This window comes from Variovorax sp. GW822-FHT04E09, assembly GCF_058800845.1.
On record NZ_JBXAMR010000003.1, the window covers coordinates 484,293 to 497,890 of the forward strand.

13 protein-coding genes are annotated in these 13,598 nt (G+C 68.5%); 11 read left to right on the forward strand and 2 right to left on the reverse strand.

What is annotated here, in order from left to right:
- The 5 genes from truA to accD are packed head-to-tail and all read left to right on the forward strand — an operon-like array spanning position 1 to position 4,641.
- Positions 1-825, forward strand: a complete 825-nt coding sequence (truA, locus tag AC1RL8_RS14520) for a tRNA pseudouridine(38-40) synthase TruA (RefSeq protein WP_492684614.1) — start codon at positions 1-3, stop codon at positions 823-825.
- The gene (locus AC1RL8_RS14525; RefSeq protein ID WP_492684615.1) at positions 822-1,565 is read left to right on the forward strand and encodes a phosphoribosylanthranilate isomerase; all 744 of its coding nucleotides are present in this window, start codon (positions 822-824) and stop codon (positions 1,563-1,565) included. The genes truA and AC1RL8_RS14525 overlap by 4 nt, the downstream gene beginning before the upstream one ends.
- A 47-nt stretch (positions 1,566-1,612) precedes the next feature.
- Entirely contained in the window at positions 1,613-2,899 is a 1,287-nt protein-coding gene (gene trpB, locus AC1RL8_RS14530) for a tryptophan synthase subunit beta (RefSeq protein WP_062475486.1), read from the forward strand.
- Positions 2,899-3,744, forward strand: coding sequence for a tryptophan synthase subunit alpha (trpA, locus tag AC1RL8_RS14535; RefSeq protein WP_492684616.1), 846 nt, complete (start codon positions 2,899-2,901; stop codon positions 3,742-3,744). Before trpB ends, trpA begins: the two co-directional genes overlap by 1 nt.
- Positions 3,745-3,768: 24 nt before the next feature.
- Positions 3,769-4,641, forward strand: a complete 873-nt coding sequence (gene accD, locus AC1RL8_RS14540; RefSeq protein WP_056572057.1) for an acetyl-CoA carboxylase, carboxyltransferase subunit beta — start codon at positions 3,769-3,771, stop codon at positions 4,639-4,641.
- A gap of 78 nt (positions 4,642-4,719) precedes the next feature.
- Here accD and AC1RL8_RS14545 read toward each other — a convergent pair whose 3' ends face one another.
- Positions 4,720-5,280, reverse strand: a complete 561-nt coding sequence (locus AC1RL8_RS14545; protein WP_056572059.1) for a YggT family protein — start codon at positions 5,278-5,280, stop codon at positions 4,720-4,722.
- A 90-nt stretch (positions 5,281-5,370) separates the two neighbouring features.
- Between AC1RL8_RS14545 and AC1RL8_RS14550 the strand changes: the two genes are divergently transcribed.
- The 5 genes from AC1RL8_RS14550 (at position 5,371) to AC1RL8_RS14570 (ending at position 10,882) form a co-directional block, all read left to right on the forward strand.
- Positions 5,371-6,336, forward strand: a complete 966-nt coding sequence (locus tag AC1RL8_RS14550; RefSeq protein ID WP_390341939.1) for a glycosyltransferase family 2 protein — start codon at positions 5,371-5,373, stop codon at positions 6,334-6,336.
- 29 nt (positions 6,337-6,365) lie between these two features.
- A complete protein-coding gene (locus AC1RL8_RS14555; RefSeq protein WP_223301401.1) occupies positions 6,366-6,989 on the forward strand; it encodes an LON peptidase substrate-binding domain-containing protein in 624 nt (207 codons plus the stop codon).
- Positions 6,990-7,006: 17 nt separating this feature from the next.
- Positions 7,007-8,377 carry a glycosyltransferase family protein gene (locus tag AC1RL8_RS14560; RefSeq protein WP_492684617.1) on the forward strand — a complete coding sequence of 457 codons (1,371 nt, stop codon included), beginning with the start codon at positions 7,007-7,009 and terminating at the stop codon, positions 8,375-8,377.
- 145 nt (positions 8,378-8,522) lie between these two features.
- Positions 8,523-10,064, forward strand: coding sequence for a lysine--tRNA ligase (gene lysS / locus AC1RL8_RS14565; RefSeq protein ID WP_492684618.1), 1,542 nt, complete (start codon positions 8,523-8,525; stop codon positions 10,062-10,064).
- A 23-nt stretch (positions 10,065-10,087) separates the two neighbouring features.
- Positions 10,088-10,882: a class I SAM-dependent methyltransferase gene (locus tag AC1RL8_RS14570; RefSeq protein ID WP_492684619.1), complete on the forward strand. Its 795-nt coding sequence runs from the start codon at positions 10,088-10,090 to the stop codon at positions 10,880-10,882.
- Positions 10,883-10,903: 21 nt separating this feature from the next.
- Here AC1RL8_RS14570 and AC1RL8_RS14575 read toward each other — a convergent pair whose 3' ends face one another.
- Positions 10,904-12,238, reverse strand: coding sequence for a galactosyl transferase GMA12/MNN10 family protein (locus tag AC1RL8_RS14575; protein WP_492684620.1), 1,335 nt, complete (start codon positions 12,236-12,238; stop codon positions 10,904-10,906).
- A gap of 94 nt (positions 12,239-12,332) precedes the next feature.
- On the opposite strand from AC1RL8_RS14575, the gene AC1RL8_RS14580 reads away from it, so the two are divergent.
- Positions 12,333-13,598: an Hsp70 family protein gene (locus AC1RL8_RS14580; RefSeq protein WP_492684621.1), complete on the forward strand. Its 1,266-nt coding sequence runs from the start codon at positions 12,333-12,335 to the stop codon at positions 13,596-13,598.

The window sequence follows — 13,598 nt, forward strand, 5'->3', positions numbered from 1 at the left end:
GTGAGGCTGGCACTCGGCATCCGCTACAACGGCCAGGCATACGAGGGCTGGCAGAGCCAGCGCTCGGGCCGCACGGTGCAGGACAAGCTCGAAGCCGCCCTCGCGAAGTTCGCCGGCCTGCCCGCCGGCAGCCGGGTCAGCACGCTGTGCGCCGGCCGCACCGACGCCGGTGTGCACGGGCTGATGCAGGTGGTGCACTTCGACACCGACATCGAGCGCGACCCGTTCTCCTGGATGCGTGGCACCAACCGCTACCTGCCCGACGACATCGCGGTGCAGTGGGCGCACCCGGTGCCCGACGAATTCCATTGCCGCGCCAGCGCCCTGGCGCGCCGCTACGTCTACGTGCTCTCGCAGTCGCCCGTGCGGCCCAGCCTCGATGCGGGCCGGGTCGGCTGGTCGATGTACCCGCTCGACGGCGATGCGATGCGCGCCGCGGCAGCGCTGCTGGTGGGCCGGCACGACTTCAGCTCCTTCCGCGCCTCGGCCTGCCAGGCCCTCTCGCCGGTCAAGGACCTGCGGCGCCTGGAGATCACGCGCGTGGGCAACGGCGAACGCTGCCGCTGGCATTTCGAGTTCGAGGCGGACGCCTTCCTGCACCACATGATCCGCAACCTGATGGGCAGCCTGGTGCGCATCGGCCGCGGCGATGAACGGCCCGAATGGATCACCGAGGTGCTCGAAGCGCGAAGCCGCAAGGTCGCGGCCCCCACCTTCTCCGCCGACGGCCTGTACTTCCTCGGCCCGTTGTACGACGCCAAGTGGGGTCTGCCGGCCGAGGCCACGTTCCAGGGCGAGCGGGCTTCGTATGATGGCCCGCCATGACATCTCTTGCTCCTCTCGCCCCACGCACCCGCATCAAGATCTGTGGCCTCACGCGTGAGGCCGACGTGGACGCGGCGGTCGAGGCCGGCGCCGACGCGATCGGTTTCGTGCTCTACCCGAAGAGCCCGCGCGCCGTGAGCGCCGAGCGCGCCGCCGAGCTGGCCTCGCGCCTGCCGCCCTTCATCACGCCGGTGCTGCTGTTCGTGAACGCGGACGCGCCCGAAGTCCTGGCCTCCCTGGCCCGCGTGAAAGGCGCCATCGCGCAGTTCCACGGGGAAGAAACGCCCGAACAGTGCGAGGAAGCCACCGGCCCGGGACGCTTTCGTTACATGCGCGCTGCCCGGATTCCACTGGGGGCTGCCGGGGCCGGCTTCGACCTCGTAAAATACGCGTCCGATTACTCCCGCGCCCAGGCCATCCTGCTCGACGCCCATGTCGAAGGTTATGGCGGAGGCGGCAAGGCTTTCGATTGGTCACTTCTTCCACCCGCCGTCGACGCTCACCTCGTCTTGAGTGGTGGGCTCACACCTGCAAACGTGAGCGATGGCATTCACAGCCTGCGGACGCGCTGCAAGACGCTGTCCGTTGATGTGAGCTCGGGCGTCGAAATCGACGGTCCCGGGCACAAGGGCCTCAAGGACGCCGGAAAGATCCGGGCATTCGTCGCCGCCGTGAGAGCCGCAGATGCGGCGAACACTGTCAAAGCCTCGGCTGCCGACGCTTCGTCCTTCTCCAGTTAGCCGCCGCACCCGATCGCATTCGGGCTGCGGCCCATCGATCGAGAACCATGCAAAGCCAATTTCAGGACTACCAGCAACCCGACGCCAGCGGCCACTTCGGCCCCTACGGCGGCACCTTCGCGAGCGAAACGCTCACGCACGCGATCAACGAGCTGCGCGACGCGTATGCGAAGTTCAAGGACGACCCGGCCTTCCTGGCCGAGTTCCACTACGAGCTGAAGCACTTCGTCGGCCGCCCCTCGCCGATCTACCACGCCGCGCGCACCAGCCGCGAAATGGGCGGCGCGCAGATCTACCTGAAGCGCGAAGACCTGAACCACACCGGCGCGCACAAGATCAACAACGTGATCGGCCAGGCGATGCTCGCGCGCCGCATGGGCAAGCCCCGCGTGATCGCCGAGACCGGCGCCGGCCAGCACGGCGTGGCCACGGCCACCATCTGCGCGCGCTATGGCCTCGAATGCGTGGTCTACATGGGCAGCCAGGACGTGAAGCGCCAGAGCCCCAACGTCTACCGCATGAACCTGCTGGGCGCGACCGTCGTGCCCGTCGAATCCGGCAGCAAGACGCTGAAGGACGCGCTCAACGAGGCCATGCGCGACTGGGTCACCAACGTCGAAAACACCTTCTACATCATCGGCACGGTGGCGGGCCCGCACCCCTACCCGACGATGGTGCGCGACTTCCAGAGCGTGATCGGCACCGAGTGCATCGCGCAGATGCCCGCCATGCTCGCGGCCGACGGCATCACCGGTGAAGCCGAGGGCAAACAGCCCGACGTGGTGGTCGCCTGCGTGGGCGGCGGCAGCAATGCGATCGGCATCTTCCATCCCTACATTCCGTTCGCGGGCACGCGCCTCATCGGCGTGGAAGCGGCCGGCGAAGGCCTGGACAGCGGCAAGCACGCCGCCTCGATCCTGCGCGGCAGCCCCGGCGTGCTGCACGGCAACCGCACCTACCTGCTGCAGAACGACGATGGCCAGATCACCGAGACGCACAGCGTCAGCGCCGGCCTCGACTATCCGGGCGTCGGCCCCGAGCACGCCTACCTGGCCGACATCGGCCGCGCCGAGTACGTCGGCATCACCGACGTCGAGGCGCTCGAAGCCTTCCACTACCTGTGCCGCACGGAGGGCATCATTCCCGCGCTCGAATCCAGCCACGCCATGGCCTACGCCCTGAAGCTCGCCAAGACCATGCGCCCCGACCAGTCGATCCTCGTGAACCTCTCGGGCCGCGGCGACAAGGACATCGGCACCGTCGCCGACCTGTCGGGCGTCGATTTCTACGACCGCCCCTCGATGCGCGGTCTGAGCGTGAAGGGAGGCAAGTGATGAGCCGCATTGCCGCCAAGTTCCAGGCCCTGCAAACGCAAGGCCGTCGCGCGCTGATCCCCTACGTCACCGCCGGTTTCCCCTTCGCCGACATCACGCCCGAACTCATGCACGGCATGGTCGAGGCCGGCGCCGACGTGATCGAGCTGGGCGTGCCCTTCTCCGACCCGATGGCCGACGGCCCCGTGATCCAGAAGGCCGGCGAGGCCGCGCTGGCGCTGGGCGTCGGCATGAAGCAGGTGCTCGCCATGGTGGCGGCGTTCCGCGCCCAGGACACGACCACGCCGGTCGTGCTCATGGGCTACGCCAACCCGGTCGAGCGCTACGACCTCGTGCACGGCAAGAAGGCCTTCATCCGCGACGCGGCCGCGGCCGGCGTCGATGGCCTGCTGGTCGTCGACTACCCGCCCGAGGAATGCGAGGACTTCGCCGCCGACCTCAAGGCCGCCGGCATCGACCTGATCTTCCTGCTGGCCCCCACCAGCACCGCCGAGCGCATGGCGCAGGTGGCGCGCATCGCGAGCGGCTACGTGTACTACGTGTCGCTCAAGGGCGTGACCGGCGCCGGCCATCTCGACACCGAGGCGGTCGGGCGCATGATCCCGCGCATCCGCGAGCACGTGAGCATCCCCGTCGGCGTGGGCTTCGGCATCCGCGATGCGCGCACGGCGCAGGCCATCGGCTCGGCGGCGGACGCCGTGGTCATCGGCACGAAGATCATTCAACTCATCGAAGACCAGCCCCGCGAAAACGTGGTGCCCACGGTGCGCGAATTCCTGGCCGGCATCCGCGAGGCGCTCGACGCCCTGCCGGCCGCCACGGCCAAGAACGCGGCTGGTCGATAATCACTGCCCTCACAAGGAGCCCCCATGAGCTGGCTTGAAAAACTGCTACCCGCCAAGATCGCACAAACCGACCCGTCCGAGCGCCGCCAGGTGCCCGAGGGCCTGTGGATCAAATGCCCGGCCTGCGAGACCGTTCTGTACAAGACCGACCTCGAGCACAACCAGAACGTCTGCCCGAGTTGCAGCCACCACCACCGCATCGGCGCCCGCGCGCGCCTGGATGCCTTCCTGGACGCCGAAGGCCGCTACGAAGTCGGCCAGGAAGTGCTGCCGGTCGACGCCCTGAAGTTCAAGGACAGCCGCAAGTACCCCGAGCGCCTGAAAGAAGCGCTGGAGAACACCGGCGAGACCGACGCGCTGGTCGTCATGGGCGGCTCCGTCCACAGCATCAGCGTGGTCGTGGCCTGCTTCGAGTTCGAGTTCATGGGCGGTTCCATGGGCAGCGTGGTCGGCGAGCGCTTCGTGCGCGGCGTCGAGACCGCCATCGAGCAGAAGGTGCCGTTCATCTGCTTCACCGCTACCGGCGGCGCGCGCATGCAGGAAGGCCTGCTCTCGCTGATGCAGATGGCCAAGACCAACGCCGCGCTCACGCGCCTGGCGAAGAAGGGCCTGCCCTACATCAGCGTGCTGACCGACCCGACCATGGGCGGCGTGAGCGCCGGCTTCGCCTTCGTGGGTGACGTGGTGATCGCCGAGCCCAAGGCGCTGATCGGCTTTGCCGGTCCGCGCGTGATCGAGTCGACCGTGCGCGTGACGCTGCCCGAAGGCTTCCAGCGCGCCGAGTTCCTGCAGACCAAGGGCGCGATCGACTTCATCAGCGACCGCCGCGAACTGCGCAAGACCATCGCCAGCACGCTGGCCATGCTGCTGCGCCAGCCGGCCGACGCGGTGCTCTGATCGCTTCGGGCCTCGGCCTGAACGCCCGCACGCCGAAAGGCGGTGCGGGCGTTTTGCTGTCTGGGGTACCCCGACGCGTCAGGCGCCGAGCCGGAACGCGAAGACCAGCAGGTTGCCCAGCACGATCGCCACCACCTGCAGCACCACGATGGCGGCCAGCGGCGACAGGTCGACGCCGCCGATCAGCGGAATGAAGCGACGGAAGGGCCGCACCAGCGGCTCGGCCAGGCGCGAGATCAGGTCGAGCAGCATCGGCGAGGCGCCCGGAATCCACGACAGCACCGCGTACACCACCAGCAGCGCCGTGAGGCCCGACACCGCCAGCTGCAGCAGGCCGACCAGCGACACCAGCGGCAGCGCCGTGATCCGCGCCAGGCTGCCGGCCAGCAGCCACAGCACCAGGAACTTGAGCATCACCAGCAGCCAGGCCGCGATCAGGCTCGCGAGGTCCCAGCGCTTCACCGCGGGCACGATGCGCCGCAGCGGCAGCACGATCCAGTCGGTGATGGCGAACACGAAACGCCCCAGTGGATTGCCGAAGGGCACGCGGTGGTACTGCATGTACAGGCGCAGCAGGCAGGCGCCGCCGAGCAGGCCGACGATCACGTCGAGAAGAAACGAGGGTATCTGGTACAACATGTCGGAAGGGCAGGGAGGTGCGCACGCGCGCGACTGCTCCGATTCTGGACCACAAGCCTCGCCCCCGGCCACACCGCCCTACGGAACCCCATGCCTTTGCTCAGCGTCGTGCTCCCCACCTTCAACAGCGGCGAGTTCCTCATCGAGACGCTGCAGTCGCTGCAGGCACAGACCTTCACCGACTTCGAGCTGCTGGTCATGGACGACGCCAGCACCGACGGCACCTGGGAGCGCCTGGCGGCCTTCGACGACCCGCGCATCCGGCGGCACCGCAACGCCTGCAACGTCGGCCTGCCGGCCAACATGAACCTCGCGATGGCGATGGCCCGGGGCACCTACCTGGCGCGCGTCGACCACGACGACTGCGCCACGCCGGAGCGCTTCGCCAAGCAGGTCGCGTTCCTGCAAAGCAACCCGTCGATCACCGTCGTCGGCAGCCAGCTCGAGCACTTCCAGGACCAGGCCGGCGTCACCGGCCTGCCGCTGGACGACGCGACGATCAAGGCCCGCATGGTGGAGGGCTACGACTACCTCGCGAACCAGAGCACGACCGGGCGCCTGGACTTCTACCGCGCGCACGGGCTGCAGTTCGACCCCAACCTCTACGCCGTCGACGACCTCGGGTTCTGGGTCGACTGCATGCTGCACGGCGCGCGCTTCGCGAACCTGCCCGAGCCACTGACGCGCTACCGCATCCACCCGGGCATGACCTCCCGCACCTTGCCGCGCGACCGGCTCTACGCCTCGAAGGACCGCATCTACCGGCGCCTGCTGCCGCTGGTCTTCCCGCGCCTGCGGGGCCGTGAGTGCGAACAGCTGCTCACGCTGTACCGCAACCCCGGCGACATGCCCCAGACCCTGGCCCACCTGGTCGACCTGCATCGCGCGGCGCACAGCGCCCTGTCCGAGGTCGACACGCGCTGGGGCCAGAGCGCCGGCGAGTGCCAGCAGTCGATCCTGAACCTGCTCAACCACGCGCGCCACGCGTTCCAGATGCAGGGGATACTGCGGCCCGAACACGCGACCGTCCTCAACCTGATCCTTCAACCCAGCTGACCGCGGCGACTGGCCCGGCCCTTTTCAACGTGCGCATTCCTCTCTTTCCGCTCGGTACGGTCCTGTTTCCCGGCGGCCTGCTGCCGCTGCGTGTCTTCGAGGTCCGCTACCTCGACATGGTCGGCAAGTGCCGCAAGGCCGGCACCCCGTTCGGCGTCGTCAGCCTGACCAGCGGCGCCGAAGTGCGCAAGGCCGGCGCCGAAGCCGAAAGCTTTGCCGCCGTCGGCACGCTCGCCGACATCCGCACCTTCGACGCGCCGCAAAGCGGCCTGCTGCAGATCGAATGCGTCGGCACGCAGCGCTTTCGCGTGCGCAGCAGCGAGCTGCAGAAGCACGGCCTGTGGATCGCCGAGGTCGACGCCGTCGCCGACGATGTCGACCTCGAGATCCCCGACGACCTGCGCCACACTGCCACCGCGCTGCGCCGCCTGATCGACACCCTCGAAGAGCGCCGCCACGCGCAGGGCGACACCGTGCGCCTGCCGATCGGCGCGCCCTATCGCCTCGACGACTGCGGGTGGGTGGCCAACCGCTGGTGCGAGCTGGTGCCGATGCAGCTGGAACTCAAGCAGCGCCTGATGGAACTCGACAGCCCGCTGATGCGCCTGGAGCTGGTCAGCGACCTGCTGGCGCGCACCGGCATCACCGACTAGACCCGGCCCGCTGCGAGATGAGCCCGGCGCCGGTCCGCTTCCATTCGATCCTGCTGCGCGCGGGCGCGGAGGCCTTCGCAGACAACCACCGCGCCTACTGCGCCCGCTGGGGCTACGCGCACCGCCTGCACGCCATCGGCACGCCGCACAACAGCGCGCGCACGCTGCTGGTCTACAAGTACAGCGTGGTGAGCGCCGCGCTGGCCGATGCGCCCGACGGCACGCTGCTGGTCTTCGCGGACGACGACGCGGCCTTTCTCGCCCCACTGCCCGCGCCGACCGTGATCGGCGACGCGCCCTACTGGATCGCCGAGAACGAGCACCACCACCGCCCCGAAGGCAGCTGCTTCATGCTGCGTGCGGGCCCCGAGGCGACGGCCCTGGTGGCCCAAGTGCTCGAACGCCTGCGCACCGCGCCCGACGCGGGCACCGACCGCTGGGCGCACCGGGAGCTCGAAGGCTTGGCGGCCCATCCGCACCACCAGCTCATCGACGGCCGGCACTACCCCAACCTGCTGTTCGCCCGCTTCGGCCACTACCTGCCGGAGGTCTCGGCCTTCGTGCTCTCGTTCAATCCCGCGGTCCACATCGATGTCCAGGACATGCGGGTGCGGAGCCTCTTCGTCGCGCACCTGAACGCGGTGCTCGCGCGCGACGGCCAGCTCTACGACGACCTGCCGCCGCCCCCCACGGGCCAGCCGGACTACGAAGTGCGCAACCCCGGCCGCCCCGTCGCCTTGCTGACCAGCTACACGCCCAACATCGCCGGCTACGCCACGCTGTCGGAGCGCAACATCGCCGCGTACGCCGACCACCACGGCCACACCCACCACGTCTACCGCGACCTGCCCGCCGACCTGCGGGGCCGCGTGGCCGGCAACTGGATCAAGCCCCGGCTGCTGCTCAAGCACCTGGCCGAACACGAACAGGTCGCGTGGGTCGATGCCGACATCCTCATCCATGACCGCACACGGCCGCTCACGTCCATCCTGCGTGGCCGGCCAATGGCGCTGGCGCGCGACGTGTCGGGCTACGAGTTCAACAGCGGCTTCATGGTGTTCTCGAACACGCCGGCCTGCATCGCCTACCTGCAGCGCGTGCAGGCGCTCATCGACGCCGTGCAGGACAAGCGCGGTGTCTACGCCTCGGGCGGTGACCAGGCCTTCTTCGTCGCCGCCTGGGCCGAAGCCGGCGGCGACGCGGCCATGCCGCGTTCCGATGGCGTGTCCTTCAATTCGCACCCTGCGCTGTACGACGGCGACAGCTTCATGCTGCACTACATGGGCTACCCGGATCGCCTGCGCACGCTGGTGATGCAGCACGACGCCCAACGGATCGCGCACCGCCACGCGGGCACGCCAGACGCCGCGACACCGCCGAACGGCTGAAAACGTTGAGGGTTAAGCTCCACTTTTGATAGCAACCCTCACAGAACTGACGGGCGCTTCAGGCCGATTCCGCTCAAGGCCGATGGGCTAAAATGCACGGCCCGCGCACACCCTCCTCTTCTTGCTGCGCCCCCACACGCCTCCCATGTCCGACGAACAACTGCCCTCCTCTTCTCCCACGTCCACGGCCGACGACAACCAGCTCATCGTCGAACGCCGCGAAAAGCTCAAGCTGCTGCGCACGGCGCAGACCGAAGGCAAGGGGGTCGCGTTCCCGAACGACTTCAAACCCGGCCACCGCGCCGCGGCGCTGGTCGAGCAGCATGGCGGCACCGAGCCCGAGGCGCTCGAAGCACAGGCCGTCGCCATCAGCGTGGCCGGCCGCATGATGCTCAAGCGCGTGATGGGCAAGGCCAGCTTCGCGACCGTGCAGGACGCCACCGGCCGCATCCAGCTGTACGTGACGCGCGACGCCATCGGTGAAGAGGCGTACGCCGACTTCAAGCGCTGGGACCTCGGCGACATCCTCGGTGCCGAAGGCACGCTCATGAAGACCAAAACCGGCGAGCTGTCGATCAAGGTCAGCCGCCTGCGCCTGCTCACCAAGAGCCTGCGCCCGCTGCCCGACAAGTTCCACGGCATGGCCGACCAGGAGCAGAAGTACCGCCAGCGTTATGTCGACCTGATCACCGACGAGTCGGCCCGCGTGCGCTTCACCGCGCGCAGCAAGGCCGTGAGCGCGCTGCGCGAGTTCATGGTGGCCAACGACTTCCTCGAAGTCGAGACGCCCATGCTGCACCCCATTCCGGGCGGCGCGAACGCCAAGCCGTTCAAGACGCACCACAACGCGCTCGACCAGGAGATGTTCCTGCGCATCGCGCCCGAGCTGTACCTCAAGCGCCTGATCGTCGGCGGCTTCGAGCGCGTGTTCGAGATCAACCGGAGCTACCGCAACGAGGGCATCTCGGTGCGGCACAACCCCGAGTTCACGATGATGGAGTTCTACGCGGCCTACTGGAACTACCGCGACCTGATGGACTTCACCGAGACGCTGATCCGCACCATCGCCGACAAGGCCGTGGGCACGCAGCAGCTCACCTACGGCGGCAAGGCCGTCGACCTCACGCAGCCCTTCGAGCGCCTGACGATCCGCGAAGCGATCCTCAAGCACACCGATGCGGGCGATGGCGTGGACGACACCGCCTGGCTCATCAACGCCCTGCGCAAGCTCGGCCTGAGCGAAGAAAAGGACAAGCTCTCGCAGCGCAGCCTCGCGAGCCTGCAGGTGATGTACTTCGAGGAGACCGTGGAAGAGAAGCTCTGGCAGCCGACCTTCATCATGGAGCACCCGACCGAGATCTCGCCGCTGGCACGCGCCAACGACGAGCGCCCCGAGGTCACCGAGCGTTTCGAGCTGTACATCACCGGCCGCGAATTCGGCAACGGCTTCAGCGAGCTGAACGACGCCGAAGACCAGGCCGCGCGCTTCAACGCACAGGTGGCCGCCAAGGACAGCGGCGACGACGAAGCCATGTTCTACGACCACGACTTCGTGCGCGCGCTCGAATACGGCATGCCGCCCACCGGCGGCTGCGGCATCGGCATCGACCGCCTGATGATGCTGCTGACGGATTCGCCGAGCATCCGCGACGTGATCCTGTTCCCGGCGCTGCGCCGGGAAGGCTGACCCACCCGACAGGGACGCTGTCCGTGACCGACTTTCTCTGGCAAGACCGCGACAAGAAGGAATACGTCTACCCGTTCAACCCCAGGCCCGAGTGCCTGGACATGATCCAGCGTCCTCCCACGGTCGCCCTCGACATCGGTTGCGGCTCCGGTGGCGTGGGCCACGAACTGCGCCGGCGCCACCCCGGCTGCGAACTCTGGGGCTGCGAGTTCAACGCCTCGGCGGCGCAGGTGGCGCGCGAACATTTCGACAAGGTCGTCGAGCAGGACGTGGAAACCGTCGACTTCGCCGCGATGGGGCTCACGCGCCCCTTCGACCTCGTGTGCCTGTTCGACGTGCTCGAGCACCTCGTCAATCCGTGGCAGCTGCTCAGCGGCCTGAAGCGCATCGTCGCGCCGGATGCGCAGATCCTGGTCAGCCTGCCGAACGCGTCCAACCTGCCGATGCTGTACGACGCCATGCGCGGGCATTGGCGCTACACCCACTGGGGCCTGCTCGACTTCACGCACCTGCGCTTCTTCACGGACTTCGATGCGCGCAAGATGTTCTACCAGACGGGCTTTCGCGTGATCGACCACCGGCGCGACTACCTCGGCGAAGGCCGCGGCATCTACGAGCGCCATCAGGCCGAGCCCTTCCCCCTGGTGCTGACGCTGGGCGGGCTCTCGCTGCAGGTCGCATCGGCCGACGACCTGGCGCGGCTGTGCGCCGACCGCAACCTTTATCTGCTCAGCCCGCACCACGGCGACTTCCGCGACGACAACGAGCGCGAGATGGCGTCGAACAGCTACCCCACGACCTACACCTTCGGCGGCTGAAGCGCGGCGTGCGCCGCCCGCTCAGCCCAGGCGCTTGGACCGCGCGTCGACGTCCGCCATGTACACCGACCGGTAGGGCTCCCCGAGCCCCACGAAGTGCACCAGCAGGCTGTCGTCACCCGCCAGGTGCGGCGGCGTGTTGATGCTCAGCAGGTCGGTAATGACCGCATCGCCGATCAGGCCGTTTTCGCCCAGCACCACGTTCGTGTAGTACTGGTCGCCCTGGCTGGCGTACACGGTCGACTTGTCGTCGACGCCGGTGATGTGCTCCCACAATTGCGTGAGCAGTTCGAGGTTGCGCTCGGTGTGGCGGAACCCCATCACGCCCGAGTTGACGTCCCACGCGCCGATGTCCTTGGCGAACAGCAGGTCGCGGCCTTCGAGCAGCGGCTCGATGCGTTGGGTCTGGTTGACGAACAGCGTGTCGGCGTCGATCCACACCACCCACTGGTGCTGCGCGAGATGCCGCTTCACGAGCCAGCTCTTCACCCAGGCGCCGCTGATCGACGGATCGAGCTCGTCCGGGATGGCGCGGTAGACGTGGTAGCCGTACCTGTGCCGCTCGCAGTAGCGCCGCACGTTGTGCTCCGACACGCGCGCGTAGTCGTTGATGTGGTGCGTGTAGAGCGTGACGAAGGCAATGGGCGCCTGCGGGTTGACGCATGAATACACGTCTTCCGAGATCGCCGGATAGGCCGGCGGCGGCAACACGGGCTCTCCGTCGATCAGCGCCGCGTTCACCCGGCGCACCAGCAGGCGCTGCAGGTTCGCGTCGTGCAGCAGCTCGTCCACCACGCGGCCCTCGGCATCCAGCTCCACCAGAGGCGCCAGGTGCACCACGAAGATGCGGGCGGTGAACCAGTTCGCGATGCGCCACGAGACGTTCACGTAGCAGTCGCCGATGAGCCCGTTGCACGACAGCATGCCGGCCGGACGCAGCAGCGCCGCGGCGTCGAGGCGGGGCGTGACGCGCGCCACCACCTGGCTCGTCGCCCGGATGAGCGCATGCAGCAGCGCGCGGTTGGCCGCCGTGTTGCGCAGGATCATCAGGTTGCACAGCGGCAGGCCCTTGGGCCCGTCCACCACGAGCAGGTCGCGGCCTTCCAGGAGCGTTTCGACAGCCATCGGATGGAACACCACCGAATCGCCGTCGAGAAAGAGCAGCCAGTCGCCTTGGTCGAGGCCGCGCAGACGGCGCAGCATCTCGGCGTACTTCGCGCAGTCGCGCAGCGCGGGATGCCCGGCGCGCTCGCTCTCCACCCAGGCATGGGGGTAGCCGAAACGGCGGCAGTAGTGGCTGTGGTTGCGCAGCACCGGCTCGTCGAGCCGGTCGAAGAAGGTCAGGCACAGCGGCATCGACGGCGTCCGGGTGGGGTGGTCATTGGGGCGCAGTCTATCGCGCGCTCCGGCCGACCCTCTACACTCTTGGGCCCTCCGATTTCCTGCTTGAATGAATCCCCTACGCACCCCGGCCATCGGCATCGACTTCGGCACTTCGAATTCCGCGGTTTCCTTTGCCTCCCCCGGCGAGGCCGCGCGCCTGCTGCCCATCGAAGGCAGCGCCACCACGCTGCCGACCGCCCTCTTCTTCAACGCCGAGGACCGCAGCACGCACTTCGGCCGCGATGCCATCGCGCTGTACCTGTCCGGCGTCGAAGGCCGGCTCATGCGCTCGCTCAAGAGCCTGCTCGGCAGCCCGCTGATGCAGGAAAAAACCGCCGTCTACGACGGACTGGTCAGCTTCGAGGACATCATCGCGCGCTTCCTGCACGAGCTGGTGACGCGCGCCGAACGCGAGCTGGGGCAGCGCCCCGAGCGCGTGGTCATCGGGCGCCCGGTGCATTTCGTCGACGACGACGCCAAGCGCGACCAGCGCGCCGAGGAAAGCATGCGCCACGCCGCCCGCGCCGCCGGCCTGCGCGACGTGTCCTTCCAGTACGAGCCCATTGCGGCGGCCTTCGACTACGAGCAGCGCGTCACGCGCGAATCGCTGATCCTGATCGTCGACATCGGCGGCGGCACCTCCGACTTCACCGTGGTGCGCCTGGGCCCCGAGCGCATGGCGCGCCCCGACCGCGCCGACGACGTGCTGGCCACCAGCGGCGTGCACATCGGCGGCACCGACTTCGACCAGCGCCTGAACCTGGAGCGCGTAATGCCGCTGCTCGGGCTGCGCCACCTCGGCCCGAGCGGGCGCGAGGTGCCCAGCAAGGTGTTCTTCGAGCTGTCGTCCTGGCATCTGATCAACTGGCTCTACGCCCCGAAGGCCGTGCGCCAGGCGCGCGAGCTGCGCACCAGCTACAGCGACCGCCAGCTGCACGACCGCCTGATGACGGTGCTCGAGGAACGCCACGGCCACCGCATCGCCAGCGAGGTCGAACAGGCCAAGATCAACGGCTCGGTCAGCGACGCCGAGGTGCAGATCGACCTGTCGTGCATCGAGGCGGGGCTGGTGTCGGCGCTGACGCCGACCGACATGGCGCAGCAGCTCGCGGCGCCGCTCGAAAACGTGGTGGCCTGCGCCCACGCCTGCGTGAAGCGCGCCGGCCTGCGCAGCGGCGACCTCGACGCCATCTACCTCACCGGCGGCTCGTCGGCCCTGCGCCCGTTCCAGCGGGCGCTGCGCGCGAGCTTCGCGGGCGTACCGCTGATCGAAGGCGACCTGCTCGGCGGCGTGGCGGCCGGGCTCGCCTACTCGGCGCGCACGGCGGGGTGA